This window comes from Roseateles sp. L2-2 (assembly GCF_050613215.1).
In the GTDB taxonomy this organism is placed as follows: domain Bacteria; phylum Pseudomonadota; class Gammaproteobacteria; order Burkholderiales; family Burkholderiaceae_C; genus Roseateles; species Roseateles noduli.
In genome coordinates, this window is record NZ_CP192509.1 from 46780 (window position 1) to 69218 (window position 22439).

Annotated in this window: 30 protein-coding genes; 19 read left to right on the forward strand and 11 right to left on the reverse strand. The window is 67.0% G+C overall.

All coding sequences use genetic code 11. The features are described 5' to 3' along the window. Window positions 1–19: 19 nt before the first annotated feature. Window positions 20–439 (reverse strand): response regulator, encoded by a 420-nt coding sequence (locus tag ACQZ13_RS00225; RefSeq protein WP_431049292.1) that lies wholly within the window; start codon window positions 437–439, stop codon window positions 20–22. A 181-nt stretch (window positions 440–620) separates the two neighbouring features. On the opposite strand from ACQZ13_RS00225, the gene ACQZ13_RS00230 reads away from it, so the two are divergent. The 3 genes from ACQZ13_RS00230 to ACQZ13_RS00240 all read left to right on the forward strand — a co-directional run bounded on the left by ACQZ13_RS00230 (window position 621) and on the right by ACQZ13_RS00240 (window position 3855). Next, the gene (locus tag ACQZ13_RS00230) at window positions 621–1013 is read left to right on the forward strand and encodes a response regulator (protein WP_431049293.1); all 393 of its coding nucleotides are present in this window, start codon (window positions 621–623) and stop codon (window positions 1011–1013) included. 123 nt (window positions 1014–1136) lie between these two features. Continuing rightward, entirely contained in the window at window positions 1137–2756 is a 1620-nt protein-coding gene (locus ACQZ13_RS00235; protein WP_431049294.1) for a histidine kinase famiy protein, read from the forward strand. 88 nt (window positions 2757–2844) lie between these two features. Next, a complete protein-coding gene (locus ACQZ13_RS00240; protein WP_431049295.1) occupies window positions 2845–3855 on the forward strand; it encodes a hypothetical protein in 1011 nt (336 codons plus the stop codon). A gap of 114 nt (window positions 3856–3969) precedes the next feature. Here the strand turns inward: ACQZ13_RS00240 and ACQZ13_RS00245 are convergent, their stop codons facing one another. Next, window positions 3970–4737, reverse strand: coding sequence for a DUF72 domain-containing protein (locus tag ACQZ13_RS00245; RefSeq protein ID WP_431049296.1), 768 nt, complete (start codon window positions 4735–4737; stop codon window positions 3970–3972). 104 nt (window positions 4738–4841) lie between these two features. On the opposite strand from ACQZ13_RS00245, the gene ACQZ13_RS00250 reads away from it, so the two are divergent. The 9 genes from ACQZ13_RS00250 to ACQZ13_RS00290 all read left to right on the forward strand — a co-directional run bounded on the left by ACQZ13_RS00250 (window position 4842) and on the right by ACQZ13_RS00290 (window position 10205). After that, a complete protein-coding gene (locus ACQZ13_RS00250) occupies window positions 4842–5105 on the forward strand; it encodes a hypothetical protein (RefSeq protein WP_431049297.1) in 264 nt (87 codons plus the stop codon). Window positions 5106–5310: 205 nt separating this feature from the next. After that, the gene (locus ACQZ13_RS00255) at window positions 5311–6351 is read left to right on the forward strand and encodes an acyl-CoA dehydrogenase (RefSeq protein ID WP_431049298.1); all 1041 of its coding nucleotides are present in this window, start codon (window positions 5311–5313) and stop codon (window positions 6349–6351) included. Next, window positions 6339–7217: a PIG-L deacetylase family protein gene (locus ACQZ13_RS00260; protein WP_431049299.1), complete on the forward strand. Its 879-nt coding sequence runs from the start codon at window positions 6339–6341 to the stop codon at window positions 7215–7217. Before ACQZ13_RS00255 ends, ACQZ13_RS00260 begins: the two co-directional genes overlap by 13 nt. Continuing rightward, window positions 7214–7852, forward strand: a complete 639-nt coding sequence (locus ACQZ13_RS00265; RefSeq protein WP_431049300.1) for a class I SAM-dependent DNA methyltransferase — start codon at window positions 7214–7216, stop codon at window positions 7850–7852. The genes ACQZ13_RS00260 and ACQZ13_RS00265 overlap by 4 nt, the downstream gene beginning before the upstream one ends. Further along, on the forward strand, window positions 7849–8502 hold the full coding sequence (locus ACQZ13_RS00270; protein ID WP_431049301.1) for a glycosyltransferase: 654 nt from the start codon (window positions 7849–7851) through the stop codon (window positions 8500–8502). Before ACQZ13_RS00265 ends, ACQZ13_RS00270 begins: the two co-directional genes overlap by 4 nt. An 83-nt stretch (window positions 8503–8585) precedes the next feature. Further along, the gene (locus ACQZ13_RS00275; protein WP_431049302.1) at window positions 8586–8831 is read left to right on the forward strand and encodes a hypothetical protein; all 246 of its coding nucleotides are present in this window, start codon (window positions 8586–8588) and stop codon (window positions 8829–8831) included. 13 nt (window positions 8832–8844) lie between these two features. Then, window positions 8845–9432 (forward strand): cysteine hydrolase family protein, encoded by a 588-nt coding sequence (locus ACQZ13_RS00280; RefSeq protein WP_431049303.1) that lies wholly within the window; start codon window positions 8845–8847, stop codon window positions 9430–9432. Window positions 9433–9559: 127 nt separating this feature from the next. Continuing rightward, the gene (locus ACQZ13_RS00285; protein ID WP_431049304.1) at window positions 9560–9904 is read left to right on the forward strand and encodes a hypothetical protein; all 345 of its coding nucleotides are present in this window, start codon (window positions 9560–9562) and stop codon (window positions 9902–9904) included. A gap of 100 nt (window positions 9905–10004) precedes the next feature. Then, window positions 10005–10205, forward strand: coding sequence for a hypothetical protein (locus ACQZ13_RS00290; RefSeq protein WP_431049305.1), 201 nt, complete (start codon window positions 10005–10007; stop codon window positions 10203–10205). Window positions 10206–10220: 15 nt separating this feature from the next. Here the strand turns inward: ACQZ13_RS00290 and ACQZ13_RS00295 are convergent, their stop codons facing one another. Then, complete coding sequence (locus ACQZ13_RS00295; RefSeq protein WP_431049307.1) at window positions 10221–10574, reverse strand: H-NS family nucleoid-associated regulatory protein; 354 nt, start codon at window positions 10572–10574, stop codon at window positions 10221–10223. 1159 nt (window positions 10575–11733) lie between these two features. On the opposite strand from ACQZ13_RS00295, the gene ACQZ13_RS00300 reads away from it, so the two are divergent. The 3 genes from ACQZ13_RS00300 to ACQZ13_RS00310 all read left to right on the forward strand — a co-directional run bounded on the left by ACQZ13_RS00300 (window position 11734) and on the right by ACQZ13_RS00310 (window position 13844). Further along, window positions 11734–12312 carry a DUF3617 domain-containing protein gene (locus tag ACQZ13_RS00300; protein WP_431049308.1) on the forward strand — a complete coding sequence of 193 codons (579 nt, stop codon included), beginning with the start codon at window positions 11734–11736 and terminating at the stop codon, window positions 12310–12312. Window positions 12313–12395: 83 nt separating this feature from the next. After that, window positions 12396–13037: a TetR/AcrR family transcriptional regulator gene (locus ACQZ13_RS00305; protein ID WP_431049309.1), complete on the forward strand. Its 642-nt coding sequence runs from the start codon at window positions 12396–12398 to the stop codon at window positions 13035–13037. A gap of 99 nt (window positions 13038–13136) precedes the next feature. After that, complete coding sequence (locus ACQZ13_RS00310; RefSeq protein WP_088408110.1) at window positions 13137–13844, forward strand: SDR family oxidoreductase; 708 nt, start codon at window positions 13137–13139, stop codon at window positions 13842–13844. Here ACQZ13_RS00310 and ACQZ13_RS00315 read toward each other — a convergent pair. From ACQZ13_RS00315 to pcaC, 5 genes are all read right to left on the reverse strand, one after another. Beyond that, a complete protein-coding gene (locus tag ACQZ13_RS00315; protein ID WP_431049311.1) occupies window positions 13789–14586 on the reverse strand; it encodes a GNAT family N-acetyltransferase in 798 nt (265 codons plus the stop codon). The genes ACQZ13_RS00310 and ACQZ13_RS00315 overlap by 56 nt on opposite strands. A 112-nt stretch (window positions 14587–14698) precedes the next feature. Beyond that, entirely contained in the window at window positions 14699–15682 is a 984-nt protein-coding gene (locus tag ACQZ13_RS00320) for a tripartite tricarboxylate transporter substrate-binding protein (protein ID WP_431049313.1), read from the reverse strand. Window positions 15683–15779: 97 nt separating this feature from the next. Continuing rightward, window positions 15780–17171, reverse strand: a complete 1392-nt coding sequence (locus tag ACQZ13_RS00325; RefSeq protein ID WP_431049314.1) for an NAD-dependent succinate-semialdehyde dehydrogenase — start codon at window positions 17169–17171, stop codon at window positions 15780–15782. A 4-nt stretch (window positions 17172–17175) separates the two neighbouring features. Beyond that, window positions 17176–18039 (reverse strand): NAD(P)-dependent oxidoreductase, encoded by an 864-nt coding sequence (locus ACQZ13_RS00330; RefSeq protein ID WP_431049316.1) that lies wholly within the window; start codon window positions 18037–18039, stop codon window positions 17176–17178. 12 nt (window positions 18040–18051) lie between these two features. Next, window positions 18052–18450: a 4-carboxymuconolactone decarboxylase gene (gene pcaC, locus ACQZ13_RS00335; protein ID WP_067280375.1), complete on the reverse strand. Its 399-nt coding sequence runs from the start codon at window positions 18448–18450 to the stop codon at window positions 18052–18054. 222 nt (window positions 18451–18672) lie between these two features. On the opposite strand from pcaC, the gene ACQZ13_RS00340 reads away from it, so the two are divergent. Then, on the forward strand, window positions 18673–19332 hold the full coding sequence (locus ACQZ13_RS00340) for a GntR family transcriptional regulator (protein ID WP_431049317.1): 660 nt from the start codon (window positions 18673–18675) through the stop codon (window positions 19330–19332). Between the two features lie 42 nt (window positions 19333–19374). On the opposite strand, the gene ACQZ13_RS00345 is transcribed toward ACQZ13_RS00340, so the two are convergent. Beyond that, entirely contained in the window at window positions 19375–19995 is a 621-nt protein-coding gene (locus ACQZ13_RS00345) for a DUF2242 domain-containing protein (protein WP_431049318.1), read from the reverse strand. A 115-nt stretch (window positions 19996–20110) separates the two neighbouring features. Next, a complete protein-coding gene (locus tag ACQZ13_RS00350; RefSeq protein ID WP_431049319.1) occupies window positions 20111–20482 on the reverse strand; it encodes a hypothetical protein in 372 nt (123 codons plus the stop codon). A 205-nt stretch (window positions 20483–20687) separates the two neighbouring features. Here ACQZ13_RS00350 and ACQZ13_RS00355 point away from each other — a divergent pair, with 205 nt between their 5' ends. From ACQZ13_RS00355 to ACQZ13_RS00365, 3 genes are all read left to right on the forward strand, one after another. Beyond that, window positions 20688–20882, forward strand: coding sequence for a hypothetical protein (locus tag ACQZ13_RS00355; RefSeq protein WP_088408102.1), 195 nt, complete (start codon window positions 20688–20690; stop codon window positions 20880–20882). A 37-nt stretch (window positions 20883–20919) separates the two neighbouring features. Further along, window positions 20920–21234 (forward strand): BON domain-containing protein, encoded by a 315-nt coding sequence (locus ACQZ13_RS00360; protein ID WP_231993337.1) that lies wholly within the window; start codon window positions 20920–20922, stop codon window positions 21232–21234. A 147-nt stretch (window positions 21235–21381) separates the two neighbouring features. Further along, on the forward strand, window positions 21382–21822 hold the full coding sequence (locus ACQZ13_RS00365; RefSeq protein ID WP_431049320.1) for a response regulator transcription factor: 441 nt from the start codon (window positions 21382–21384) through the stop codon (window positions 21820–21822). Here ACQZ13_RS00365 and ACQZ13_RS00370 read toward each other — a convergent pair. Continuing rightward, a complete protein-coding gene (locus tag ACQZ13_RS00370; RefSeq protein ID WP_067283393.1) occupies window positions 21800–22432 on the reverse strand; it encodes a response regulator in 633 nt (210 codons plus the stop codon). The genes ACQZ13_RS00365 and ACQZ13_RS00370 overlap by 23 nt on opposite strands. Between the last annotated feature and the right edge of the window lie 7 nt (window positions 22433–22439).

Here is a 22439-nt window from a genome sequence, read left to right on the forward strand (position 1 = left end):
ACGAATCCGCGGTGCGGCATTACCGGTCCTTCAACGTGCCTGCGCCGAGCAACAAGCGAAGGTCAGCCTCAATCTGTCGGAAGTCCACTGGTTTGAGCCAGTAAGCCGACGCTCCCGCGTCGCGCGCCCGGAGCATATCTTCTCGGGAGGCCGAAGCGCTCAGCACCACGATGGGCATCGAAGCACCGAAGGATGTGGAACGCACCGCTTGGATCACTTCTACGCCATCCATGTCGGGCAGTTGCATGTCCAGAAGCACCAGGTCGGGACGCTTGCGTTCGACCTCGTCGATGCCTTGGGCCGCCGTGGCGACGACCCACAGCTCCAGAAGCTGGAACTGCCGGGACCACTCCGTCATCAACAGGGCATTGACGGGGTTGTCCTCGATATAGAGGAATTTTCCGCCAAGCTGGGGCGGTTCAGGCGTCAAACCATCCATGATCCCTCCACGCCGATGTGGCGAAGCCCTTCTTTTCGCATATGGCAGCCGATGTGCCTATGGTGGTGCGCCGCCTCGGGAAAACAGCCTCCAGCGTCGCACCGACTTTGGACTACGCTGCACGGCCAGTAGCCCGTGAGGCAGAACGACTTTCGATGCTCTTTGGGGGAGTGGGGCCAACGTGAAGGACGATGACCTGAGGGGCATCCGAGTGCTCATCGTCGATGACAGCATCGACGCTGCGGAGTCCATGGCGTTCTTGCTGGAAGGACTTGGTGCCGACACTTTGGTTGAGATCGATGGGCCCTCCGCGATAGACGCCGCAGCAACCTGGGCCCCGCACGTCGTGCTGCTGGACCTGGGCATGCCGGGGATGGACGGCTATGAGGTTGCGAAGTCCATGCGTGCCAAGCCTGCGCTGCACAGCGTGGCGCTCATCGCTCTCACCGGGCGCGGTCGCGACAGCGACATGGAACGTTCGGCCGCAACTGGCTTCGCACACCATGTCATGAAACCAGCCAACATTGAAGAGCTGAAGGCGTCGATTGTCATGGCCGTCGGCAGGAGCAGCTGACTTCCGCAAAAGGGCGCGGACGCTGCATGTCAAATCGCTGAGAGCTAGTGCCTGTCGGCCATTCCGACTAAGCCCGGAGGAGCCCAAAACTACCGTCGCGCGCTGCGTGCCTGACAATGCGCCATGAGCAATGACACTGACCCGCGCGACACGGTGCCGCACGCGCCACGGCACGCCACATTCGTGGACAGAGAAGGTTTCGGATCCGTCGGTGAAGGTCGGGACATCTTTTTCGCCGCCGTTGCCGCTACCCGGATGCCGATGGCCATCGCTGACCCGCGGCTCCCGGATGTGCCCCTGGTGTTTGCCAACAATGCCTTCCTCGAAATGACGGGGTACGAGCTGGATGAGTTGGTGGGGAAGAATTGCCGTTTCCTCCAGGGGCCTGATACGGACCGGGAAAGCGTTGCGCTGATCCGCGAGGCGATTCGGACCGAGAGCGAGGTGACGGTCGAGCTGATCAACTATCGCAAGGACGGAACGTCTTTCTGGAACGCGCTGTTCCTCACGCCGGTCAAGGATACGGATGGCAAGCTGGTCTACTACTTCTCGTCCCAACTCGATGTGAGTCGTCGTCGCGACGCAGAGGCGGCGCTGCGCCAATCCCAGAAACTTGAGGCCCTTGGCCAGCTCACCGGCGGGATGGCTCACGACTTCAACAATCTGCTGCAGATTATTTTGGGGAATGTGCAGCTCGCCGCGCGGATCGTCGACGCTCGCTTCGCTGGCGACGCGACGCTTGAGCGCTCGCTATCGCGCATTCGTCAAGCCGCGGAGAAGTCAGGCGCGTTGACTCAACAACTGTTGGCCTTTGCTCGGAAACAGCAGCTGCAGGGCCGCGTGGTAAGCCTGAACGAATCTGCGCGGCGTACCGTCGAGATGACGCGGGGCGCCATTGGAGACAACAACGAGCTTAAGTTGGACCTGGACGAGGATCTCTGGAGTGCGCGCGTGGATCCGACGCAGCTGGAGGCGGCGATCCTGAACCTGTTGGTGAATTCGCGCGATGCGATGCCCGATGGTGGAAAGATCTGGATCCGCACGACGAACCTGCTTGCGGCGGAGGAGGATGTGGGAGCGCTTGGCCTGCCGCGCGCGGGCCGCTACGCCACGATCGCAGTCAGCGACAACGGCAAGGGCATTGAGCCGGAAGTGCTGCCCCGCGTGATGGACCCCTTCTTTACAACCAAGGCGGCGACCGAGGGAACTGGATTGGGCCTGTCCATGGTCTATGGGTTCGCCAAGCAAAGCGGGGGCGCGGCAAGCATCTATTCCGAACTCGGCATGGGCACGACGGTCCGGCTCTATTTTCCGGCGCTTGATGAAGCGCCACAGCTCACGGAGTCCAGCCAGCCCGAAACAGGAGGCGGACGCGGCGAGCGCATCCTTGTGGTGGACGATCGCCCCGAGGTTGCGCAAACGGCGGCCGACATGCTGTCTGCGTTCGGCTATCAATGCGATGTAGCCACGTCAGCCGTACAGGCTGAACACTTGCTTGCCACGTCTGACTACGCGATGTTGCTCACCGACCTCATCATGCCCGGCGGCAAGAACGGCGTGGTATTGGCTCGGGAAGCGCAGCGTGCGAAGCCGCATCTGAGGGTGCTGCTCATGACAGGCTTTGCCGACGGTTCGCCGGAACGATGGGGTGGTGAAGGGTACGACATCGTCTTCAAGCCGTTCGCGATCAACGAGCTGAAGAAGAAGGTACGTCGCGCCTTCGACAAGTTCGCCAGCGGCTGACGGCGGCACAAACCTTGCCCATCGATGTCGGAGCCGGTGGCGGGCGCTGCCGGACTCGACAATCGGTTTGAGGCTTAAAGGAGTCGCCATGAACCAGCACGGACAACGAGGCAGACAAGATCAACGCCCCATCAACGCGTGGGACGAAGATGACCGCAATCGCGGTGGCCAGGGCAGCTATCAAGGACAGTCGTCGCGCGAGGGCTATCAGCCGGGCTACCAAGGGACGAGCTTCCAGGCAGATCGCGACCACATGCATGGCGGCGGGACGGGCTATGACAGTGGTAGAGACTACCGCGACAACTATCGCCAGGACTACCGCAGCCATGGCGATCTGCAGAGCCAAGGTGGCTATCGAAGCGGATACGACAGCGATGGTTGGTCGCCGGACCGCAGCCGTTCGGTGGGCGGCCGAAGCGGTGGGGGCTTCGGCGGCCAGGACAGCTACAGCGGCTCGGGCAACTACGGCACTCCGAGTTACGGCGCCTCCAGCGGGTACGGGCATGGCAGCCCGAGCGACTACCGCGACCAGGGCCCGAGGCACGAAGGCTGGCGCGAGGACAGCGGCCGACGATTTGGCGGCATGTCCGGCCCGAGCTACCGCAGTGACGCCAACGACTTTGAACGACATGCCGGCGGCGCGCGCGAGCAACGCGACTACCCGCAGGGCGGCGCTGGCGGCTACGGCCAGCAGTCGACGTGGCAGTCGCAAGGCCGCTCGCACTATGACCCGGACTACGAACAATGGCGCCACGAGCAGATGCGCAACCTCGACAACGACTATCACGGGTGGCGCCAGGAGCGATACCAGAAGTTCTCGGACGATTTCAACAAGTGGCGTTCGGAGCGCTCGTCGAGGCAAGGCTCTGGAGGCAGCGGTGCCGGATCGGAGAGCGGATCGTCCCCATATGCAGGGCAAAGCGGTGCCGACACGACGCGTTATGGCTCGGGCGGCAGCACGCCAGGGGGCAATGTCGCGTCTGGTGACGATCGGGCATCGACGACGAGCGGCGCCACGGGACTTCCCAGCACGTCCATCGGCACGCCGCCGAGCACGAGCGCCAGTACCTCTGAGACCTCGTCCGGCAAGACCAAATGAGGTCTGTCACCTGAGGATGGCCGCGCGGTAGTTCCTATCGCGCGACACTGCGCTTCCCCCATGCATCGTCGCCTGCCGGCGATGGTGCATGACCATCGGGACACCGGTCCCCGATCACTGGTTGTCGCGGTTTTGCCTGATCAAGGCCTGCAACTGCAATGCGTTGGCTGCGGCGGCGCCGGACGCGGTGTTGTCGAAGATGCACCAGATGTCCGAGCCGTCCGGCCACCGCAACAGTTCCTGCGCACGTCCCAGAAGCCAGTCGTCGTCATAACGGGACCAATAAGTGCGCGGAGATCCGTGCCACCGGTAATAAATCGTGGCGCCGCGACCGTTCGCCGCCTCACCCATCCACCCGCCTGGTTGGAAAGCGCCGGCAGGGTGGGCAGGGTCGGCGGCCACGCGTCCAATCCGTTCTTCACGCAGCAGCCGCTGGGCGGATGCGGTGAACCAACTCGAATGTCTGGGCTCGCACATCACCGCGCCGTTGAACGCGGCGCGAAGAGCACGGAAGAAGGTCCGCGCCGTCTTCGGTTCCAGGTCCAAGGACGGAGGCAACTGGACGAGCAGCACGGCCAGCCGCTCGCCCAGCCCCGCGAGCAACGCGATGAATGCGTCGACATCTGCCCGGGAGACCCTCAGGCGCGCGTCATGCGTCATCGCCTTCGGCAGCTTTGCTGAAAACCGGAAATCCTCCGGCGTTTCGCCGGCCCAGCGTTCGAAGGTGGACTCGCGATGCGTGCGGCTGAACGTCGTGTTGATCTCGGTGCACCCGAGGACGCGCGCGTAGCGATTCAGCTGGCTCTCGTCTCCCGGGAAGCTGCCGGCCACATCCCTGGGAATGCTCCAGCCGGCGGTGCCGATGCGAAGAGTGACGGACATGCCATAAGCTCCGCGTGAATGGCCTCCAAGGCATGGCAAGCGGCAAGCCGTGCTGGTCACGCCCTCACCGTCGGCCGTCGGCGGGCCAATTGCCGTGCGTGGAGATGGACAACCTGCTCGACGCGCTTCAATGGCCTGCCATGGTCGTCACGCTCATTGCCGCCTGGCTGGTGGGCGGACAGAGCGCACGGCGAAGGACCTGGGGCTTCTGGACCTTTGTCCTGAGCAATGTGCTGTGGTGTGTCTGGGGCGCCTTCAGTCATTCGTACGCCCTGATCGTGCTGCAGGTCGGTCTGTTCGCGATGAACCTGCGTGGCGTACGAAAGAACGAGCGGAGCGCGCAGGACCAGGACCCGAACGGGCGTTGACCGAGGATCACCCCGCAGAGAAGCGCTTCGAGGCCGAAGGGACTTCTCCATTTGGCGCGGGCACCGCCCTTGCTATCGAGCGGTTCAGATTCCCGCGGCGCCTTGCCATGCGGGTCGCCCTTTTCAGGAACCGGTCCATGCTTTCCACCGCGACCCTTGCGATCTTGCCCAGCAGGCGGGCCGCGCCCTCTGCGAGCGCCTGGCCATGAGCGACGTGGAGCCAGGTCGACGCTTGCGTGCCCTCATCGACGCGGGTCGGGCCGAACTGCCGCTACCAGGGCGTGGGCGCACCCTGGAGCGCTGGTCTGCGCTGGCGACCGTGGCCGCCGTGGATCTCTCGCTCGTCAAGCTCTTCGAGGGACACACCGACGCGATGGCCATCCTCGCGGACGCCGGCGGCGTTGCAGTGCCGCGAGGCACCTCATCCGCGGCGCCCGCCTACGGCATGTGGGCGGCGGAGCCTCCGGGGGCACGCGTGGCCTTTCGAGCATCGGATGAAGACACCGTCGCGCTGTACGGCGTCAAGGCTTGGTGCTCAGGTGCCGCCGCGTTGGATCGGGCGCTGCTGACGGTCTGGCCGGACGAAGGGGCGCACGCTGACCCGAATGAGGGGCCGTGGCTCGCGGATGTCGATCTGCGGCAGGCGGGCGTGACCATCGATGCGTCGCGCTGGAAGGCCGTCGGCATGGCGGACTCCGCGAGTGCATCGGTGCGATTCGACGCGGTGCCGGCTCGCCTGGTCGGGCCGGCGGGGTTCTATCTCTCCCGGCCTGGGTTCTGGCAAGGCGGCATCGGCATCGCCGCCTGCTGGCATGGTGCGTCGTGTGCGATCGCCAACGCCCTCGTGGCACAGGCCCGCGCGGCGGCGGTCGCCTCTTCCGGCACCGGCGCGAACGCCGCCGGCGATCCAGGCTGGCATCGGGCGCTGGCACTCGGCGACATGGATCGACTGCTCAGCGCCAATGCCGCGCTCCTGCGCGAAGCCGCCGCCTGGATCGATCGCCATCCCGACCGCGACGCGCGCGTCTGGGCGCTGCGGACGCGGGCCTCCAGCGATGAATGCGCCCAGCAGGTGCTCCGCGCGGCGACACGTGCGATGGGCGCCGGTCCGTTATGCCATGACGAGCGCCTTGCCCGGCTGGCAGCGGATTTGCCAGTGTTCATCCGCCAATGCCATGGCGACCGGGATCTGGCCGCGCTGGGTCAGGAACTCTCTCAACAGGCGGACACGACATGGACGCTCTGACCATCGATCTCACTTTCCCGCATCTGCAGCAGATGCCGCAGACGCAAGAACCCGACTTGACGTCGACGGGGGCGCCGTTGTCGCGCCGCCGGATCGAGGGCACCGGGACGCCTGAATGGGCTTGGCGGCAATGGATGCCGCTGTGGCAGGTGCCGCTGACTTCGATCGACGAGCTGGTGCCGGACGGATCGCGGGTCGTCGTCGTGGCGCCGCATCCGGACGATGAAGTGCTGGGATGTGGCGGCCTGCTGTCGCTGCTCGCGGCCCGGTCGCGCGCGACGACGCAGCGCTGGCCCTCGATATCGACGGTCCTCGTGATCGGCGTGACCGATGGCGGCGCCAGCCACGCCGGGTCGACGAGATGGACGCCGGCCCGGCTCGCCGCGCGCCGCCGGCAGGAGCGCACGCAAGGCCTGTGGCATCTCGGGCTGCGTGCCCCGATCCACGGGCTCGGACTTCCCGATGGTCAGGTGCGGCACCACGAGACTCGGCTCGTCGACGCCTTGGCCGGACAGCTGCGGCCGCACGACGTCGTCATTTCCACCTGGCGCCACGACGGCCATCCCGACCATGAAGCTGTCGGCCGCGCCTGCGCCAAGGCCAGCGCGGCATGCGGGGCCACGCTGCTGGAAGTCCCGGTGTGGACCTGGCATTGGGCGCGACCGGGAGACCCAGCCGTGCCGTGGCAGCGCCTGCGCCAGTTGCCGTTGACCGGGCGCGCGCTCGAGGACAAGTGGCTCGCGCTGTCCGAACACCGCAGCCAGCTGACGCCCGACGGAGACCGTCCGCCCGTGCTGTTCCCTGAAGCGGTGGATCGGCTGCTTCGCTCGGCGGAGTTCTTCTTCGTGTCGGAGCAGTCGTCATGAACGCCCGAGGTCCGTCAGGACAGGACGCGCTGGCCGAGCATTTCGAGGATCTGTTCAGGAAGGACGCGGACCCGTGGGGCTACCGCACGCGGTGGTACGAGCGGCGCAAGCGCGCGCAGATCCTCGCCAGCCTGCCGTCGGAGCGCTATGCGCGAGCCTTTGAGCCCGCGTGCGCCAATGGCGTGCTGAGCGCCGGATTGGCGGAGCGCTGCGACCGGCTGCTCTGCAGCGACGGCAGCGCCACGGCCGTGGCCCATGCGCGTCGGCGACTGTCCCGGCTGTCGCATGTCGAGGTGTCGCAGGCCCGCCTCCCTGCGCAGTGGCCCGAGGGACGCTTCGACCTGATCGTCCTGAGCGAGATCGGCTATTACCTCGACGACGAGGCCTTCCGGCAGACCCTCGAGGGCGCGATGGCGAGCCTGGATGCCGGCGGCACGCTGCTCGCCAGTCATTGGCGGCATCCGGAAGGCGACTATGTCCGCAGCGGCGATGAGGTGCATCGACTGATGAGTGCCGCGTTCCAGCGGCGTTCCGGCTGGACCCGACTGTCGCGTCACGAGGAGGAGGATTTCCTTGTCGAGGCCTGGAGTCCGGACGGTCGCTCGGTGGCGCGGCGCGAGGGCCTGCGGCCATGATCGGCGCGGTGGTTCCCGCCCATGACGAGGAGGCCCTGATCGGCAGGGCCTTGAAGGCCTTGCGGGTAGCCGCCGCGCATCCGGACTTGCAAGGCGAGGAAGTTCGCATCCTGGTGGTGCTGGATGCGTGCCGCGACCGGACCGGCGACATCGCCCACGCCTTCGGCGCGCAATGCCTGGCCGTAGACGCCCGCAACGTCGGCTTCGCTCGCGCGGCGGGCGCGCAGGCCCTGATCGAGCAAGGCGCGCGGTGGCTGGCGTTCACGGACGCGGATTCCGTCGTCGCGCCCTGCTGGTTCTCGCGCCAGTTGGCGCTGCGCAGCGAGGCCGTCTGCGGCGTCGTCGAGGTGGATGACTGGACGGGCTTCACGTCCGAAGAGCGCAGCGCCTACGAAGCCGGCTACCTCGACGCCGAGGACCACCGGCACATCCACGGCGCAAACCTCGGCGTGAGCGTGAGCGCCTACCAGCAGGCCGGTGGATTCCCGACTCTATGCACGCGCGAGGATGTGGCGCTGGTGGAGCGTCTCCACGCGCTCGGCGTCCGCATCGCATGGACTAACACCGTGCGCGTGGTGACGAGTGCAAGACAGGACGGTCGAGCCCCGGACGGCTTTTCGACCCACCTCGGCCGGCTGCGGTCCGCGTGAGGCGCGGTGCTGCCTGGGCATGCGTGTTGCCGCAGCCTGTTTGACGCGGATGCCGCACACCGACCTCGAACCAGGAGCTCGACATGTCCTCTTCCGACAAGATCGCCTTTCCGAAGCAGTCGCAGCCCTGGCCGGGCCTCGCGCGCGCCATTACGCCGCGATCCGACCACGCAGAGAAAATCATGCAGAGGTTCGGCACCGACACCCCCAAGGGATTGCCCGGCCGCGCTGCGGAGCTGGCGTCCGAGTGCATGCCGCTGGCCGCCTCCGAATGCAGCTACGCGACGGCCCAGGTATACGGCGACTCCGGCGGGCGCGGCGCTCTATGAGGAACCGCTGATCATGGCAAGCTCTTCCGCCGCCCGCGCGATCAACCATAAAGTTGCCAGCGGCACCGGTATGCCGCGGTCGCGCAAGGTGCTGCTGCTGGTGGATTTCATCAACCCGCTGGACTTCGCCGGCGCCGATGATCTCGCCGACGCTGCGGTGGAAGCGGCACGCGCCACCGCCCGTTTGAAGAAGCAGTTCCACACCGATGGGGCTTGCGTTATCTACGTCAACGACAACTTCGGCCAGTGGCGCTCGGACGTGCCGACGTTGCTGCGTAGGTGTCGCGGTGCCGGCGGCGCCGCGGCCGAACTGGCGCGCCTGCTGCCGCCCGCGAAGGCCGACCTGATGATTCTCAAGCCGCGGCACTCCGGCTTCTACGCGACGCCGCTCGACCTTCTCCTTGAGCAGCTCAGCGCAAAGGAGGTTGTCGTGACGGGGCTGGCCACCGACTACTGCGTAAAGTGCACGGCGATGGATGCGTACGTAAGGGGCTATCGCGTCGTCGTGCCCGCCGACTGCACCGCCGCCGAATCGGAGCCGCGTAAGCGCGCGGCCCTCGAATGGATGGAGCAGGCGCTAAAAGCGAGGATCACACCGTAGCAGGCCAAGCGGACTGCCGGCAATGTTCCACGGATGTCGCGATGAAGATCTCGTTACCAACGCTGATGGCCTTCCAGTCTGGGATCGGCGGAGGCCTGCGAGATCGCTGAAGGGAGGCCGGTCAGTCTTGAAGCCGTTCGTGCGTCATCGCAACCATGGCGTCGAGCACAGCCAAGCGTGCCAGCTCGTCGTCTTCGAACTCGCCGTCGAGGACGACGCGCAATGGCGGCTCCCAGGAGCGTTGGCGGAACAAGCACGAGAACTGGCGCGAAGCTACCGTTGGGCCGCAACTCGACATCGACATCAGCGTCCCATTCGTCCACGCGATCACCCTTTAAGCCACGCCATCTCTCGAGAATACCTTCGCGAGAACGGCAAACGAGTCCTGTCGCAACGTCCGGTGAAGATCACAAACCCAAAAGCGGCCCAGTTCAAGTTGGACCAGCGGATGTCCAAGAAGCGCTCTGGCTGATAGCTCCAAACAGCTGCGCGAGCTTCTTCGAAGAGGTTGTGCGAGCTGGCGGTAGCAGCGCAGGGGTGTATCTGAACTGCCCAACCTTGGAGCGCTTCAAGTGAAGCGAGCCCTGCTGATCATCTTGTCGATCGCGTTCCCGCTTGCCTGCGCCTTCGGGGGCATGGTGCTCATCTTGCTCTCGAACCCTGAGGTGCGCATCGACGAGGGATGGCGGCTCGGATGGCTAGGGCTGGCCAGCGGCCTGGCCGTTGGCGGCGCCGCAGTATGGGCGTTCTGGCGTGGACACCGTCTCAAGTGAGATAGTGTGCGCCCTTCAGCCTTGGACTTTGAACTCGTCGCGGTTGCGACCGCCGGCCTCGTAGTCCGCGAGCCATTTGGCGGCTCTGCCGCGTCCACTCCAAGTGTTGGACGGGTTGGCGGGGTCGCGGTACAAGACCGAAGCTTGAGAGCCAGACTTTCGAGCACCCTTGCCGCCGGCCGCTACGTACGGCGCTAGGGCGTCGACGCCCTCCGCGACCGTAAACCCGGCCGCCACGAGCTTCTTTGCGAAACCGTCCACGAGCACCTTGAGTTCTTCCCCGCGCTTCTCGTCGATCTGCTGCTCCAGCTCGCTGCGCAAGGCAACGAGCTCGGCGTACGAGAGGCGGGATACATCGATCTGGGACATTCGCTACGTGGCTGGTTGAGGTCGCAGCATCGTACTGCGCGTCGGAGCTCGGTCCCACAGTCAAGGGTCGGTACTTCGCTATACCCGGGAGCGAAAGGGTTGCGCATGGAACGCCATGCTGCATGGTGTCAAACCCGCTGGTCAGGTTCTTAGCTGCTCGTCACTTGGCTCCTCCTTGACTGAGGGGCGCCTGTTGAGCGTGCCCCGCCAGACGCCGACGGTCGGCCCGCGAAGTGCCGCTTGCTTGCGGTGGAAGTCGTTCATGAGTTCCTCAGCGAGCGCGGGATGCTGGATCCATACAGCTGTACTCGACCCGAGCCGTGAACGGCAATCAGCTGTTGCGCGGACAGCGCGTCGAGCACCAATCGGGTGCCCTGCGGTGACAGGCCCGCGGCTCGGGCCAGTTGGGGTGCGGGGTGCAGAGACTGATACTGATCGGCGAACAACACGCGCAACACCCGTAGGTTTCCGCCACTTCCAAGGATGCTCGTCAGCGGGTAGCGAGCGTGACTTTGAGACTTCGATGGCGCGGGCATGACTAGAGCTAAGCCCTGGCGCTCGAGAAAATCCAAGTTTTCAATTGGAAACTTGAGTTGCTCAGGCGACAGGTGCCCGGAGCTCGGAGCACGGACCCCTCGCAGGGCCGACACGGCGACCGTAGTTCAGCGCCGCAGGGTCCGCAACCGAACCAAGGGCCCACCACGACGGGTCCCGCGGCCTTCGCGAGGAGGTCACGTTCTGAGATCGTCAGACTTTCATAGGCTCTAATGCACACGAATCGAAGAGGCATGACGTCGCATCGAAGATCGTCCAGCTTTCTGGGCACCTCGGGCGTAGAACGTCCAGACAAGTCGTAGAACGTCACCTCGGAGGCGCAATAAAATGGCTGGAACGCAGTTGATTTACATGTGCGGTCAGTCCAGCTTTAACGATGGCCTCTCAGCGTCAGGCGACTCCGTTTCGCCAGACCATCTCACCAGGCCATCAGGCCCATCAGTTGGAAGACTGATGGGCCTTCTTCTTTGTCCAGATGGCCCGAGGCCGACATGACCTCCGTCATACGCGCCCCCTGTGAAGGGTTCAGCGGTGCCGCGCGCGCACGAGACCGCTCCGTAGACTGACCTCGTCGTCCTCCCCGGGCATCCACGAGATCTTCTGCATGTGCGCTCTCGCTTTCCGTTCCGCGTCCCTTTCCCTGATCGTGCTGTCGCTCGGCCTGCTGGCCGCGACGCCGCCGGTCCAGGCCCAGTCGATCAGCGTCAAGCCTGGCCTGTGGGCCAGCGCGAGCGTCAACACGCTCAACGGCCGCAAGATGCCGACGATCTTCGACATCAAGGGCGCGCTCACCGCGCAGCAGAAGAGCAGCCTGTCGGCCGCGATGGCGCAGCTCGGTCTGCCTGCGGGCGGCAGTCCGCACCTGGACTGCCAGAAGTCCGCCGAGTTTGCGCTCCCGAAGCCCGAGAGCGTCGAGCAATGCACCACGCAGCTCAAGCCCGCCGACGCCGCCAGCGGCACCTTCACGATGAGCTGCAAGAGCGACATGGTCAGCGGCACCGGTGTCGGCACCTACGAGGTCAAGGACAAGTCGACCGCTACCGTGAAGGTCTCGTTCAAGGGCTCGACCGCGCAAGGCCAGCCGCTGAGCTACGACTCCTCATCCGTTCACAAGTGGATCGGCAGCGATTGCGACGCGCCGCCGCCGGGCGTGGATCCCTCGCTCGCTGAATTGATGCGATAAGGCACGCAACGGCCCCGGGGGGCGGGGTGGGATCGACGTTGGATCGTTGACGTATGATGGTCATCATATTAAGCTCCGATCCCATGAACGCTTCGTCCTCTTCTTCCCGCTCCACGCGCAAGGAAGAATCCCGCGACCGCATCCTCGATGTGGCCTCCCGCACCGTCCGCCGCGCCGGCTTCGACGGCGTGGGCGTCGCCGACGTGATGAAGCAGGCTGGACTCACGCACGGCGGCTTCTACGCCCACTTCGCATCCCGCGACGACCTGCTGTGCGCCGCCGCGCTGCGCGCCGGACAGGACAGCCGGCAACTGCATCACAGCCATGCCGACCGGCTCGTGGCCGCCGGCGTGCCACCGTTCCGCGCCCTGGTGGAGACCTATCTGCACGAGAGCGGCATCGACAACGTCGACTGCGGCTGCCCGGTCGCGGCGCTGGTCGCCGAGCTGCCCCGCCAGTCGGCCGCCGTGCGCGGCGAAGGCCACGGACTCCTGCTCGGCATGCAAGGTCTCGTCATGGACGCGCTGGGCGAAGGCACCTCGCCGGAATCCGCCTGGCCGATCGCCGCGACGCTGGTCGGCGCCCTCCAGATGGCCCGCGCGATCGGCGATCGCGACCAGGCGATCGCCATCCTCGCCAGCACCAAGCGCGCGCTGCTGAGTCAACACGCTGAAGCCGCCGCCCAACCGGCCCGTTCGACCGCACAGGCCCGTCCGGCCGGCTGATTCCGCTTTCCATCGGGGGCCTTCGGGTCCCTTTTCTTTCCCCATCAATATGACGTGCGTCATATGAAACCAACGCGCCACGGCGCAGAAGGAAGTTCCATGCAGATCAAGGATGCCGTCGTCTTCATCACCGGCGCGAACCGGGGCCTCGGGCTCGAATTCGCCAAGCAGGCTCTGGCCCGCGGCGCGAAGAAGGTCTACGCCGCCGCGCGCGACGTCTCGACCATCACGCTGCCCGGCGTCGTGCCGGTGCAGCTGGACGTGACCAAGCCCGAACAGGCCGCCGCCGCCGCGCGCGCCTGCGGCGACGTGACGCTGCTCATCAACAACGCCGGCATCGGCCGCGTCGGCGGGATCGCCAGCGACAACGCCGAGACCGTCCTGCGCGAGCAGCTGGAGACCAACCTGTACGGCATCTTCCACGTCGCGCGCGCCTTCGCGCCGGTGCTGGGCCGCAACGGCGGCGGCGCCATCCTGAACATGCTGTCCATCCTCAGCTGGGTGAACACGCCGATGCTCGGCGCCTATGGCGTCAGCAAGGCCGCGGCCTGGGCGCTGACCAACAGCCTGCGCGCCGAACTCGCGCCGCAGGGCACGCTCGTCGCCGGCTTCCACGGCGGCTTCATCGACACGGACATGATCCGCGACTTCGAAGTGCCCAAGGCCCGCCCCGAGGACGTGGTCCGTCAGTCGCTCGACGAGATCGAGCAGGGCGCCGTCGAGATCACCGTCGACGACTCGACGCGCCAGGTCAAGAAGGCGTTGTCGGACGGGGTGTACCTGATGGATCCGATGGCGGCGCATTGAGCGCATCGACGGCGCGGAGCGCGCGCTCGTCGAAGAAGTTCACGCTGAACCGGCGGCGCAGGCGGAAGCCCAGGCGCTCGTAGAGCGCGATCGCCGTGACGTTGTCGGTGAACACGTGCAGGAAGGGCGTCTCGCCGCGGGCGAGGATGCCCTGCGCGACCGCCTTCATCAGCGATGCGGCGAAGCCGCGTCCCCGGCACGACGGATCGACGCAGACCGCGCTGACCTCCGTGAAGCCGGGGACCTTCATGCGCTCGCCCGACAGCGCCACGAGCCGCCCCTCCAGCCGGACGCCGATGTAGCGGCCCAGCTCGAGGGTGCGTTGCCCGAAAGGCCCGGGCTGCGTTGCGCGCACGAGTTCGAGGATGTCCGGCACGTCGGCCGTGCCCATCGTCAGCGTCTCGACGTCAGGTACGGACGCCATCGCCGACGGATCCACCAGCACCATCTGATCGACCGGCGCCCGTTTGAACGGCACGAGCCCGCCGAACGGACGCTCCTCTTCCGCCACCACGAGCACGACGGGCGATCCGATGCGAAGCAGTTCAACGAGCTGCGCGGAGGTGCCGGTCGTGCTGGGCTTCACGGCACCGAAGGGACCGACGTCCGGCGCGAAGCGCCAGGCGTTGTCCTCCCCGGCGGCGAGCGCGGCTTGCCGTCCCGTGACTGCATGCCAGACCACGTGATCGAGCAGTGAATCGTCGGACGGCGTCGGGACAGGAGAGGTCGGCGCGATGTTCATGCGCCTGGACTCTAGGCGGTCGGCGCGCCGGACGCCACGGTCATCCGCGACATGCCGGCGGTCATTCGCGACACGCCGGCGGCCGCTTCGCTCAGGGCGCGCTCGCGCGCGATCACTCCGCCTTCGCGCCCGCGGCCTTGATGACGGGATCCCACTTCTTGATCTCCGCCGCCGTCTGCGCGCCGAGCGCTTCCGGCTTGAGCCGGTCGCCCTGCGGCGGGACGACACCCATCTCCTGGAAACGCTTCGCGACGTTCGCATCCGCCAGGGCGTTGCGAAGCGCCGTGTTCAGACGCGTGATCACCGCCGCCGGCGTGCCCTTGGGCGCGTACACGCCGTGCCAGACGGCGAGCTCGAAGCCCGGCAGGCCGCTTTCGGCGAAGGTGGGGACGTTCGGCAGCTGCGGCACGCGGGCCTTGGTCGCCATCGCGTAGGCCTTCAGCGCTCCCGCCGCCACGTGCGGACCCGTGGCCACCGGCTGGTCGCAGATCAGATCGACGTTGCCGGCGATCACGTCCTGCAGCGCCGGACCCGTGCCGCGGTACGGCACCATGGTCACCGTCGTGTTCGTGGTCTGGCTGAACAGCATCGCGCACAGGTGCGAGGTCGCGCCGACGCCCGCATGTGCGAAGCGCACCTCGCCCGGCTTGGCCTTCATCTGCTTGATGACCTCGGCGACCGTCGCCGGCGCGAAGTTCTTGTTCCCCACCAGGATCATCGGCACGTCGCCGGCCAGGCTGATCGGCACCAGATCCTTGTTGGCGTCGAAGGTCAGCTTCGGATAGAGCGCGGGCGCCGTCGCGATGCCCATGTTGTGCAGCAGCACCGTGTAGCCGTCCGGCGCGGCGCGCGCCACCTTCGCCGTGCCGATCGTGCCGCCGGCGCCGCCCGCGTTTTCCACGATCACCTGCTGACCGAGGTCGCGCGTCATCGCTTCCGCGATCAGCCGGCCGATCACGTCGGTCGAACCGCCCGTCGCATAGGGGATCACCATCGTGATCGGCTTGTCCGGATACGCGGCGGACGCCGCCGTGGCCAACGCCATCGCCGCCGTCGTCACCGTGACGGCCAGGACCTTCTTCGCAATCTTTCGCATGTCTCGCTCCAAGGGGATAAGGAAGTGCGCCGCCGGTCCATCGCCGGTTGCTGCATGTCTGTCGCTGCAGGAAAGAAAAGCCTCCCGACGCGCCCCGTCAGGCCGCGCCGACACCGCCGAAGCTCATCAGCTTCAGTTCGGTGTATTCGTCCAGGCCGTGCCGGGAGCCTTCGCGCCCCAGTCCGGACTGCTTGATGCCGCCGAAGGGCACCGTCTCGCTCGAGATCGCACCGGTGTTGATGCCGACCATCCCGGACTCGATCGCCTCCGCGACGCGGAAGCAGCGCGCGACGTCGCGCGAGTAGAAGTAGCTCGCCAGGCCGAACTCGCTGGCGTTCGCCCAGGCGATCGCCTCCGCTTCGGTGTCGAAGGCCACCAGCGGTGCGACCGGGCCGAAGGTTTCCTCGTCCAGGCAGCGCATGCCGGCCTTCACGTCGAGCAGCACGGTCGGCTGCATGAACCAGCCGGGACCGTCGACCGCGTCGCCGCCTATGCCCAGGCGCGCGCCGTGGTCCAGCGCATCCTTGACGTGCGACAGCGCCTTGCGCCGCGCCGCCTCGTTGATCAGCGGGCCTTGCGTGACGCCGTCATCCAGGCCGTTGCCGGTCCGCAGGGTCCGGACGCGTTCGATCAGCCGCGCCGCGAAGTCCTCGTAGACGCCGCGCTGCACGAACAGCCGGTTGGCGCAGACGCAGGTCTGGCCCGCGTTGCGGAACTTGGAGGCGATGGCGCCCTCCACCGCAGCGTCCAGGTCCGCATCGTCGAAGACGATGAACGGCGCGTTGCCGCCGAGCTCCAGTCCCAGCTTCTTCACCGTCGGCGCGCATTGCGCCATCAGCAGACGGCCGACCGGCGTGGAGCCGGTGAAGCTGAGCATGCGCACCGTCGGCGACGCCGTGAGCACCGCGCCGATCTCGACCGCATCGCCGACGACGACATTCAGCACGCCCGTCGGCAGTCCCGCTTCGAGCGCCAGTTCCGCGAGCCGCAGCGCGGTCAGCGGCGTCAGCTCGGACGGCTTCAGCACCATGGTGCAGCCGGCGGCCAGCGCCGGCGCGACCTTGCGCGTGACCATCGCCGCGGGGAAGTTCCAGGGCGTGATCGCGGCGCAGACGCCGACCGGCTCGCGCACCACGAGCTGGCGTCGATCCGGCGACGCCGCCGGGATCGTCTCGCCGTGCAGCCGCCGCGCCTCCTCGGCGTAGAAGCGGATGTAGCTCGCGGCGTAGACGATCTCGGCGCGCGCTTCCGCCAGCGGCTTGCCCTGCTCCGAGACCATGATGCGCGCCAGGTCCTCGGTCTCGGCGATGACGAGGTCGAACCAGCGCTGCAGCACATCGGCCCGCGCGTGGCCGCCACGCCGGCGCCAGTCGACCTGCGCGATGCGCGCCGCCTCGACCGCCGCCAGCGCGTCCTGCGCCGAGTCCTTGCGCACCTGCCCGACGCGTTCGCCGGTCGCTGGATTGACGACGTCGAAGGAAGCGCTCATCGCGTCAGCTCCTGCCCACGAAGCGGTAGAGCTCGGTGTGATCCGCGCCGACGCCCAGCGACTCCGACGCCTCGGCGGTCATCGCGTACACGTCCTGCGCGAGCGCCATCGGCAGCCCCATCGCCCGGCCCAGCGACGCGGCGATGCCGACGTCCTTCGCCTGCAGCGCCAGCGAGAAGCCCGAGTTGAACGCGCCATTCAGCATGAACTGGTGGGCCTTGTTCTCGGTCGTGTTGTTCCGACCGGTCGAGGCCTGGATCACGTCGACGATGGTGGCCGGATCGATGCCGAAGGCCTCGCCGACGTGGATCGCTTCCGCGGTCGCGATCAGCGCCGCCGCCGAGACGTAGTTGTTGAGCGCCTTCAGCGCATGACCGGCGCCGACCGGCCCGACGTGCGTGATGGCCTTGCCCAGCGTCTCCAGCACCGGACGGACGCGCTCGAAGGCGGGGACGTCGCCGCCCACCATGATGGCGAGCGTGCCCGCCACGGCCTTCTTCACGCCGCCCGAGACCGGCGCGTCGATCAGCGTGATGCCGGACTCGGCCAGGCGCTGGGCGAGGGCGCGTGTCCGGTTGGGATCGGCAGAGCTCATCTCCACGACCACCGCGCCGCGCTTGAGCTGCGACGCCAGCGGCGCGACGACGGCGTCGACGATGTCCGAGTTCGGCAGCATGGTGATGAGGACATCGCAGGCCGCGTAGTCGCCGGCGCCGCTGGCGACACGGGCGCCGGGATGCGCCTCGGCGAAGCGGGCGGTGATCTCAGGCCGGGCGTCCTGCACCACCAGCGCATGGCCGGCGGCGTGCAGCAGGTGGGCCATGGGCGTGCCCATCATGCCCAGGCCGATGAATCCGATGGTCGTCATGGCCGCGACTCCTCAGGCGTCCATCTCTTTGAACACCTCGGCGGCGACCCGGAACGAGTCGATCGCCGCCGGGACGCCGCAGTAGATCGCCGTCTGCAGGAAGACTTCCTTGATCTCGTCGCGCGTCAGGCCGTTGTTGATGGCGCCGCGCACATGGAGCTTCAGCTCGTGCGGGCGGTTCAGCGCGGTGATCATGGCCAGATTCAGGAAGGAGCGCGTGCGGCGGTCCAGGCCCGGACGGTTCCAGACGTCGCCCCAGCAGTACTGCGTGACCAGTTCCTGCATGTCGATGTTGAAGTCGGTCGCGTTCTTGATCGAGTTGTCGACGTACTCGGCGCCCAGCACCTCGCGCCGGGTCGAGAGCCCTTGGTCGAACAGGGCCTGGTTCTTCGGGGCGTACGCACGGGTCATCGGAAACTCCTGGTGAATGGGGACGTGGATGGGAATGGGGGTGGGACGGGACGAACCGCGGCGATCCGTCGATGGCCCAATGTAGTCGGATTGTCTGACAATCCGACATTGGGAATACGCGGATTGAAAGCGGCAGCGTCGTGTTGTATGACAATCCGTCTGTATGAACATCGGGTGATCCGGACGTCCGGACATCGCCCGCCCACAGGTAGGATCCGGCCCATGAGCCTCGTGAAAGTAGCCCGGGAAGAGACGTCCTTGCGCCAGCGCGCCACGCAGGCGCTGCGCACCGCCATCCTGGACGGCGTGCTGGCCCCGGGCCAGAAGCTGTCCGAGCGGGAGCTCTGCGAGAGCCTGGACGTCAGCCGGTCCTGCGTGCGCGAGTCGCTGCAGCACCTGCAGGCGGAAGGGCTGATCACCATCATTCCGCACCGCGGGCCGGAGGTGACCAGCATCTCCCGCGACGAGGTGCGCGAGATCTACGAGGTGCGCGCCAGCCTGGAGAGCCTGGCCGGACGCGGCTTCGCGGTGAACGCCTCGGAGGGGCAGCGCGCGGCGCTGCGCGCCAAGCTGACCGAACTGGCCCAGGCGCACGCCGCCGGCGACCGGGCCCGGATCCTGACGATCAAGAACCAGTTCTACGACGTGCTGGTGGAAGGCTGCGGCAACACGGTCGCGGGACAGATGCTCAAGCAGCTGAACAACCGCGTGACGGTGCTGCGCCGGATCTCGATGGCGCAGCCGGGACGCCTGCCCGAGACGCTGCGGGAGCTCGATGCGATCGTCACGGCGATCGAGCAACGCGACGGCGAACTCGCCGCGCGGCTGTGCGGCGAGCATGTGAAGCAGGCGGCAGAGAACGTGCTCCGCAGCATGGGCTGAAGGCAGCCGCCGCGCCCCGGAGGAGCGGCGACGGGCGCGGAATCAACCGCCGGTCTTGTCCAGGTCGCTGGTGTCCTCGGTCCCCTGCTGCGTGATCAGGCGCTGCATCAACGCGAAGAACCGGTCGTAGAACTGCCCGGCAGGGATGGTTTCGGAGGCGACCTTCACCAGCGACTCCGTCGACGACGAGAGCGGCACCGAGATCGAGCCGATCGCGCTGACGCCCAGGCTGGTGGAGTTCGCGCTGCGCTTGACGTTGTAGCGGTCCTGCAGCGCCGAGACATAGGCGGTCGCGAGCTTGCCGCTGCCGCCTTCCGGCACGCACACCACCGTGAAGCTGATCTCGACGTGCACCTCGCCCTCGGGCTGGAAGCGCTTGGTGCCCGAGATCGAATCCGGCAGCGCCAGCCCGATCACGTAACCCTGGCTCAGCAGCGCGCGACGCGCCGCCTCGCAGGTGTCCTGCACGCTCGAATCGAACAGGCGCGAGAAGGTCTCGTCCGACGCGAAGCGCTCGTTCAGGTACACGGCGTTCTTGCGCTCGGCGGTGCTGGTGCCGAAGGTGCCGCAGCCGGTCATCGCCGCCGCGGCCAGCAGGGCCAGAGCGGCCGTCGCCAGCGGGTGGAAAGCAGTGGAGAAAAAGGAAGCAGGGCGTCGGATCATCGTCGTCGGGCCGGTGATCGGCCAGTGACGGATTATCCGCGCCCTGTCTTAGAGCAGCTTGAGGAAGCCGCCCGGTGCCTGCGCCGCGCCTTCAGCGCGCGAGGCGCACACGACCTCAATGCGTGGTCTGCGCCGTCAGCAGCGTCTGCCATTGGCCGTCGACGCAGGCCGACAGATGACGGGCACCGCCCGGGCAACGTTGCCAGTGTTCGGTCGCGGCCGACAGCAGCGCCGGCCAGTACGGATGGTCGCCGGCGCAGCGGCTGCGCGGGATCACGAGGGCGAGTTCCTGGACTTCCGCCCGGCCGTCGGCGTCGATGTAGGACAGCTGCGCCTTGACCACCACCGTCAGCGGCGTGGAGAGCAGCAGCTCGGCGTTCACGCAATGGGAAGGGCGGAAGTCGGGATGGGCGGGGGCCGGTGCCTGGGCGGCGCTTCCAACGGCGGCGGAGAAGGTGTTCATCTTGTTCTCGTCTCGGGTCTTCATTCGATGCCTGCATCCTATGAAGCACCTCTTCCGAACCCTGTGGGGCCCCTGCGCGACGGCTTGTAGGACAACGCCCCATTCGACCCGTGGGCGTTGCCGTTTCCGCTTGTCCTACAAGACATCGCGGACGCGGACGACAGGGCCGGCTGTTCGGGATACGTAGAGTCAATTCCAGCGCACCACGGGGTGCACAAGGAGCTGACAGATGGCCATCGCCGACCACCATTCCCTCGCCCTCCACGTTCATGAATTCGCCTGCCAGGTCCAATGGACCGCGGTCAGCGACCACGAACCGGTGCTGGGTCTGGAAGCGGCGCTTCCCTATCTGCTGGACCACGCCCCCGCGACGTTCGCCGAGCCGGCCCCTGCTGTCGTGTCGTCAGACCGCCACGCCGCGTGAGTCCGAGCCTTTTCATCAATCGAAGGAGATCAACATGATGATTCGAGCCACCGTTCTCGCCCTGGCCACCGCTGTGGGCGCCCTGACCCTGCTGCCCGGTTGCGCCGTGACCCGCGGTCAATCCTCCGTCGGCGAATACGTCGACGACGCCGCGGTCACCACCGCGGTGAAGTCCAAGTTCGTCGAGGCCAAGTCGGTCGACGCCTCCTCCATCCACGTGGAGACGCTGCAAGGCGAGGTGATGCTCTCGGGCTTCGCCAAGAACGCCAACGAGAAGGCCGACGCCGAACGCCTGGCCCGTGAAGTCAAGGGCGTGAAGCGCGTCAAGAACGAGATCGCGATCCGCAACTGATGCGCTGATGCGATTGACCTGATCGTGTGTCCGTCGGCGGCCTGACCAACCGCCAGCGGAGACACCGCGCGAATGGACGGCCTGCTTGCGCATCCCGTCCGTTCGCGCGTACCCGCTTGTGGTTCCGAGTCGTTCACGAGCCTTCCCATGGATGCCCAGCCCGCCAGCGCCGCCCTCACCTGCTTCCTCGTCGAGGACAACGCCGTCATCCGGGAGAACCTGGTGGCGACGCTCGAGGAGATGGTGGACCTGCGCGTCCTCGGCCATGCGGTCGACGAGAACGGCGCGTTGAGCTGGCTGTCGCAGGACCATCCCGGCTGCGACCTGCTGATCATCGACATCTTCCTGGCCCAGGGCACCGGCCTGAACGTGCTGCGCGCCGCCGGCGAACGCATGCCCGGTGCACGCCGGGTCGTGCTCAGCAACTACGCCACGCCCGACATGCGCCAGCGCTGCTTCGCGCTGGGCGCCGACAAGGTGTTCGACAAATCGGCCGAGCTGGAAGACCTGCTCGCCTACTGCGGCGGCCTGGTCGACGCGGCCAACCGCGAAGCCGGCGATGCCGCTACTCGATCAGCCCGTTCTTGAGGGCGTAATACGTCAGTTCGCTGTTCGTGTTGAGGGAGAGCTTCTCCAGCACGCGCGAGCGGTAGGTCGACACCGTCTTCACGCTCAGCGACATGCCGTCGGCGATGTGGCCCACGGTTTCGCCGCGCGCCAGGCGCAGGAAGACCTGCAGCTCGCGTTCCGACAGCGTGTCGTGCGCGGCCTGGTCGGCCGGCGAGCCGAGGCCCTCGGCCAGCAGTTCGGCCACGGCCGGCGTGATGTACTTGCGGCCGCGGAAGACGGTGCGGATCGCCGTGGCGATCTCCTCGGGGTCGCATTCCTTGTTGAGGTAGCCGCTGGCGCCCTGGCGCAGCAGCGTGGTCGCGTAGTGCGTCTCCGGGAAGCCGCTGAGGATCAGCACCGGCAGTTCCGGCTTGCGGGCCTTGATGGCGGCCAGGGTCTCGACGCCGCTCTGGTCGGGCAGCGAGAGGTCCATCAGCATCACGTCGAGCTCGCCGGCGCGCACGAGGTCCAGCGCCTCGCGGCCCGATCCGGCTTCGCCGGTGACGCGCAGGTCGACTTGTTCGGAGAGGAATTGCCGCAGCCCGGCGCGGACAATCGCGTGGTCGTCGACGATGGCGATTCGGATCATGGTGGCG

Bases quoted from the DNA above. Each gene is read 5' to 3' on its own strand.
- ACQZ13_RS00225 (WP_431049292.1), bottom strand. From the start codon at position 439: ATGGATGGTTTGACGCCTGAACCGCCCCAGCTTGGCGGAAAATTCCTC.
- ACQZ13_RS00235 (WP_431049294.1), top strand. From the start codon at position 1,137: ATGAGCAATGACACTGACCCGCGCGACACGGTGCCGCACGCGCCACGG.
- ACQZ13_RS00240 (WP_431049295.1), top strand. From the start codon at position 2,845: ATGAACCAGCACGGACAACGAGGCAGACAAGATCAACGCCCCATCAAC.
- ACQZ13_RS00245 (WP_431049296.1), bottom strand. From the start codon at position 4,737: ATGTCCGTCACTCTTCGCATCGGCACCGCCGGCTGGAGCATTCCCAGG.
- ACQZ13_RS00250 (WP_431049297.1), top strand. From the start codon at position 4,842: ATGGACAACCTGCTCGACGCGCTTCAATGGCCTGCCATGGTCGTCACG.
- ACQZ13_RS00255 (WP_431049298.1), top strand. From the start codon at position 5,311: ATGAGCGACGTGGAGCCAGGTCGACGCTTGCGTGCCCTCATCGACGCG.
- ACQZ13_RS00260 (WP_431049299.1), top strand. From the start codon at position 6,339: ATGGACGCTCTGACCATCGATCTCACTTTCCCGCATCTGCAGCAGATG.
- ACQZ13_RS00265 (WP_431049300.1), top strand. From the start codon at position 7,214: ATGAACGCCCGAGGTCCGTCAGGACAGGACGCGCTGGCCGAGCATTTC.
- ACQZ13_RS00270 (WP_431049301.1), top strand. From the start codon at position 7,849: ATGATCGGCGCGGTGGTTCCCGCCCATGACGAGGAGGCCCTGATCGGC.
- ACQZ13_RS00275 (WP_431049302.1), top strand. From the start codon at position 8,586: ATGTCCTCTTCCGACAAGATCGCCTTTCCGAAGCAGTCGCAGCCCTGG.
- ACQZ13_RS00280 (WP_431049303.1), top strand. From the start codon at position 8,845: ATGGCAAGCTCTTCCGCCGCCCGCGCGATCAACCATAAAGTTGCCAGC.
- ACQZ13_RS00295 (WP_431049307.1), bottom strand. From the start codon at position 10,574: ATGTCCCAGATCGATGTATCCCGCCTCTCGTACGCCGAGCTCGTTGCC.
- ACQZ13_RS00300 (WP_431049308.1), top strand. From the start codon at position 11,734: ATGTGCGCTCTCGCTTTCCGTTCCGCGTCCCTTTCCCTGATCGTGCTG.
- ACQZ13_RS00305 (WP_431049309.1), top strand. From the start codon at position 12,396: ATGAACGCTTCGTCCTCTTCTTCCCGCTCCACGCGCAAGGAAGAATCC.
- ACQZ13_RS00310 (WP_088408110.1), top strand. From the start codon at position 13,137: ATGCAGATCAAGGATGCCGTCGTCTTCATCACCGGCGCGAACCGGGGC.
- ACQZ13_RS00315 (WP_431049311.1), bottom strand. From the start codon at position 14,586: ATGAACATCGCGCCGACCTCTCCTGTCCCGACGCCGTCCGACGATTCA.
- ACQZ13_RS00320 (WP_431049313.1), bottom strand. From the start codon at position 15,682: ATGCGAAAGATTGCGAAGAAGGTCCTGGCCGTCACGGTGACGACGGCG.
- ACQZ13_RS00325 (WP_431049314.1), bottom strand. From the start codon at position 17,171: ATGAGCGCTTCCTTCGACGTCGTCAATCCAGCGACCGGCGAACGCGTC.
- ACQZ13_RS00330 (WP_431049316.1), bottom strand. From the start codon at position 18,039: ATGACGACCATCGGATTCATCGGCCTGGGCATGATGGGCACGCCCATG.
- pcaC (WP_067280375.1), bottom strand. From the start codon at position 18,450: ATGACCCGTGCGTACGCCCCGAAGAACCAGGCCCTGTTCGACCAAGGG.
- ACQZ13_RS00340 (WP_431049317.1), top strand. From the start codon at position 18,673: ATGAGCCTCGTGAAAGTAGCCCGGGAAGAGACGTCCTTGCGCCAGCGC.
- ACQZ13_RS00345 (WP_431049318.1), bottom strand. From the start codon at position 19,995: ATGATCCGACGCCCTGCTTCCTTTTTCTCCACTGCTTTCCACCCGCTG.
- ACQZ13_RS00350 (WP_431049319.1), bottom strand. From the start codon at position 20,482: ATGAAGACCCGAGACGAGAACAAGATGAACACCTTCTCCGCCGCCGTT.
- ACQZ13_RS00355 (WP_088408102.1), top strand. From the start codon at position 20,688: ATGGCCATCGCCGACCACCATTCCCTCGCCCTCCACGTTCATGAATTC.
- ACQZ13_RS00360 (WP_231993337.1), top strand. From the start codon at position 20,920: ATGATTCGAGCCACCGTTCTCGCCCTGGCCACCGCTGTGGGCGCCCTG.
- ACQZ13_RS00365 (WP_431049320.1), top strand. From the start codon at position 21,382: ATGGATGCCCAGCCCGCCAGCGCCGCCCTCACCTGCTTCCTCGTCGAG.
- ACQZ13_RS00370 (WP_067283393.1), bottom strand. From the start codon at position 22,432: ATGATCCGAATCGCCATCGTCGACGACCACGCGATTGTCCGCGCCGGG.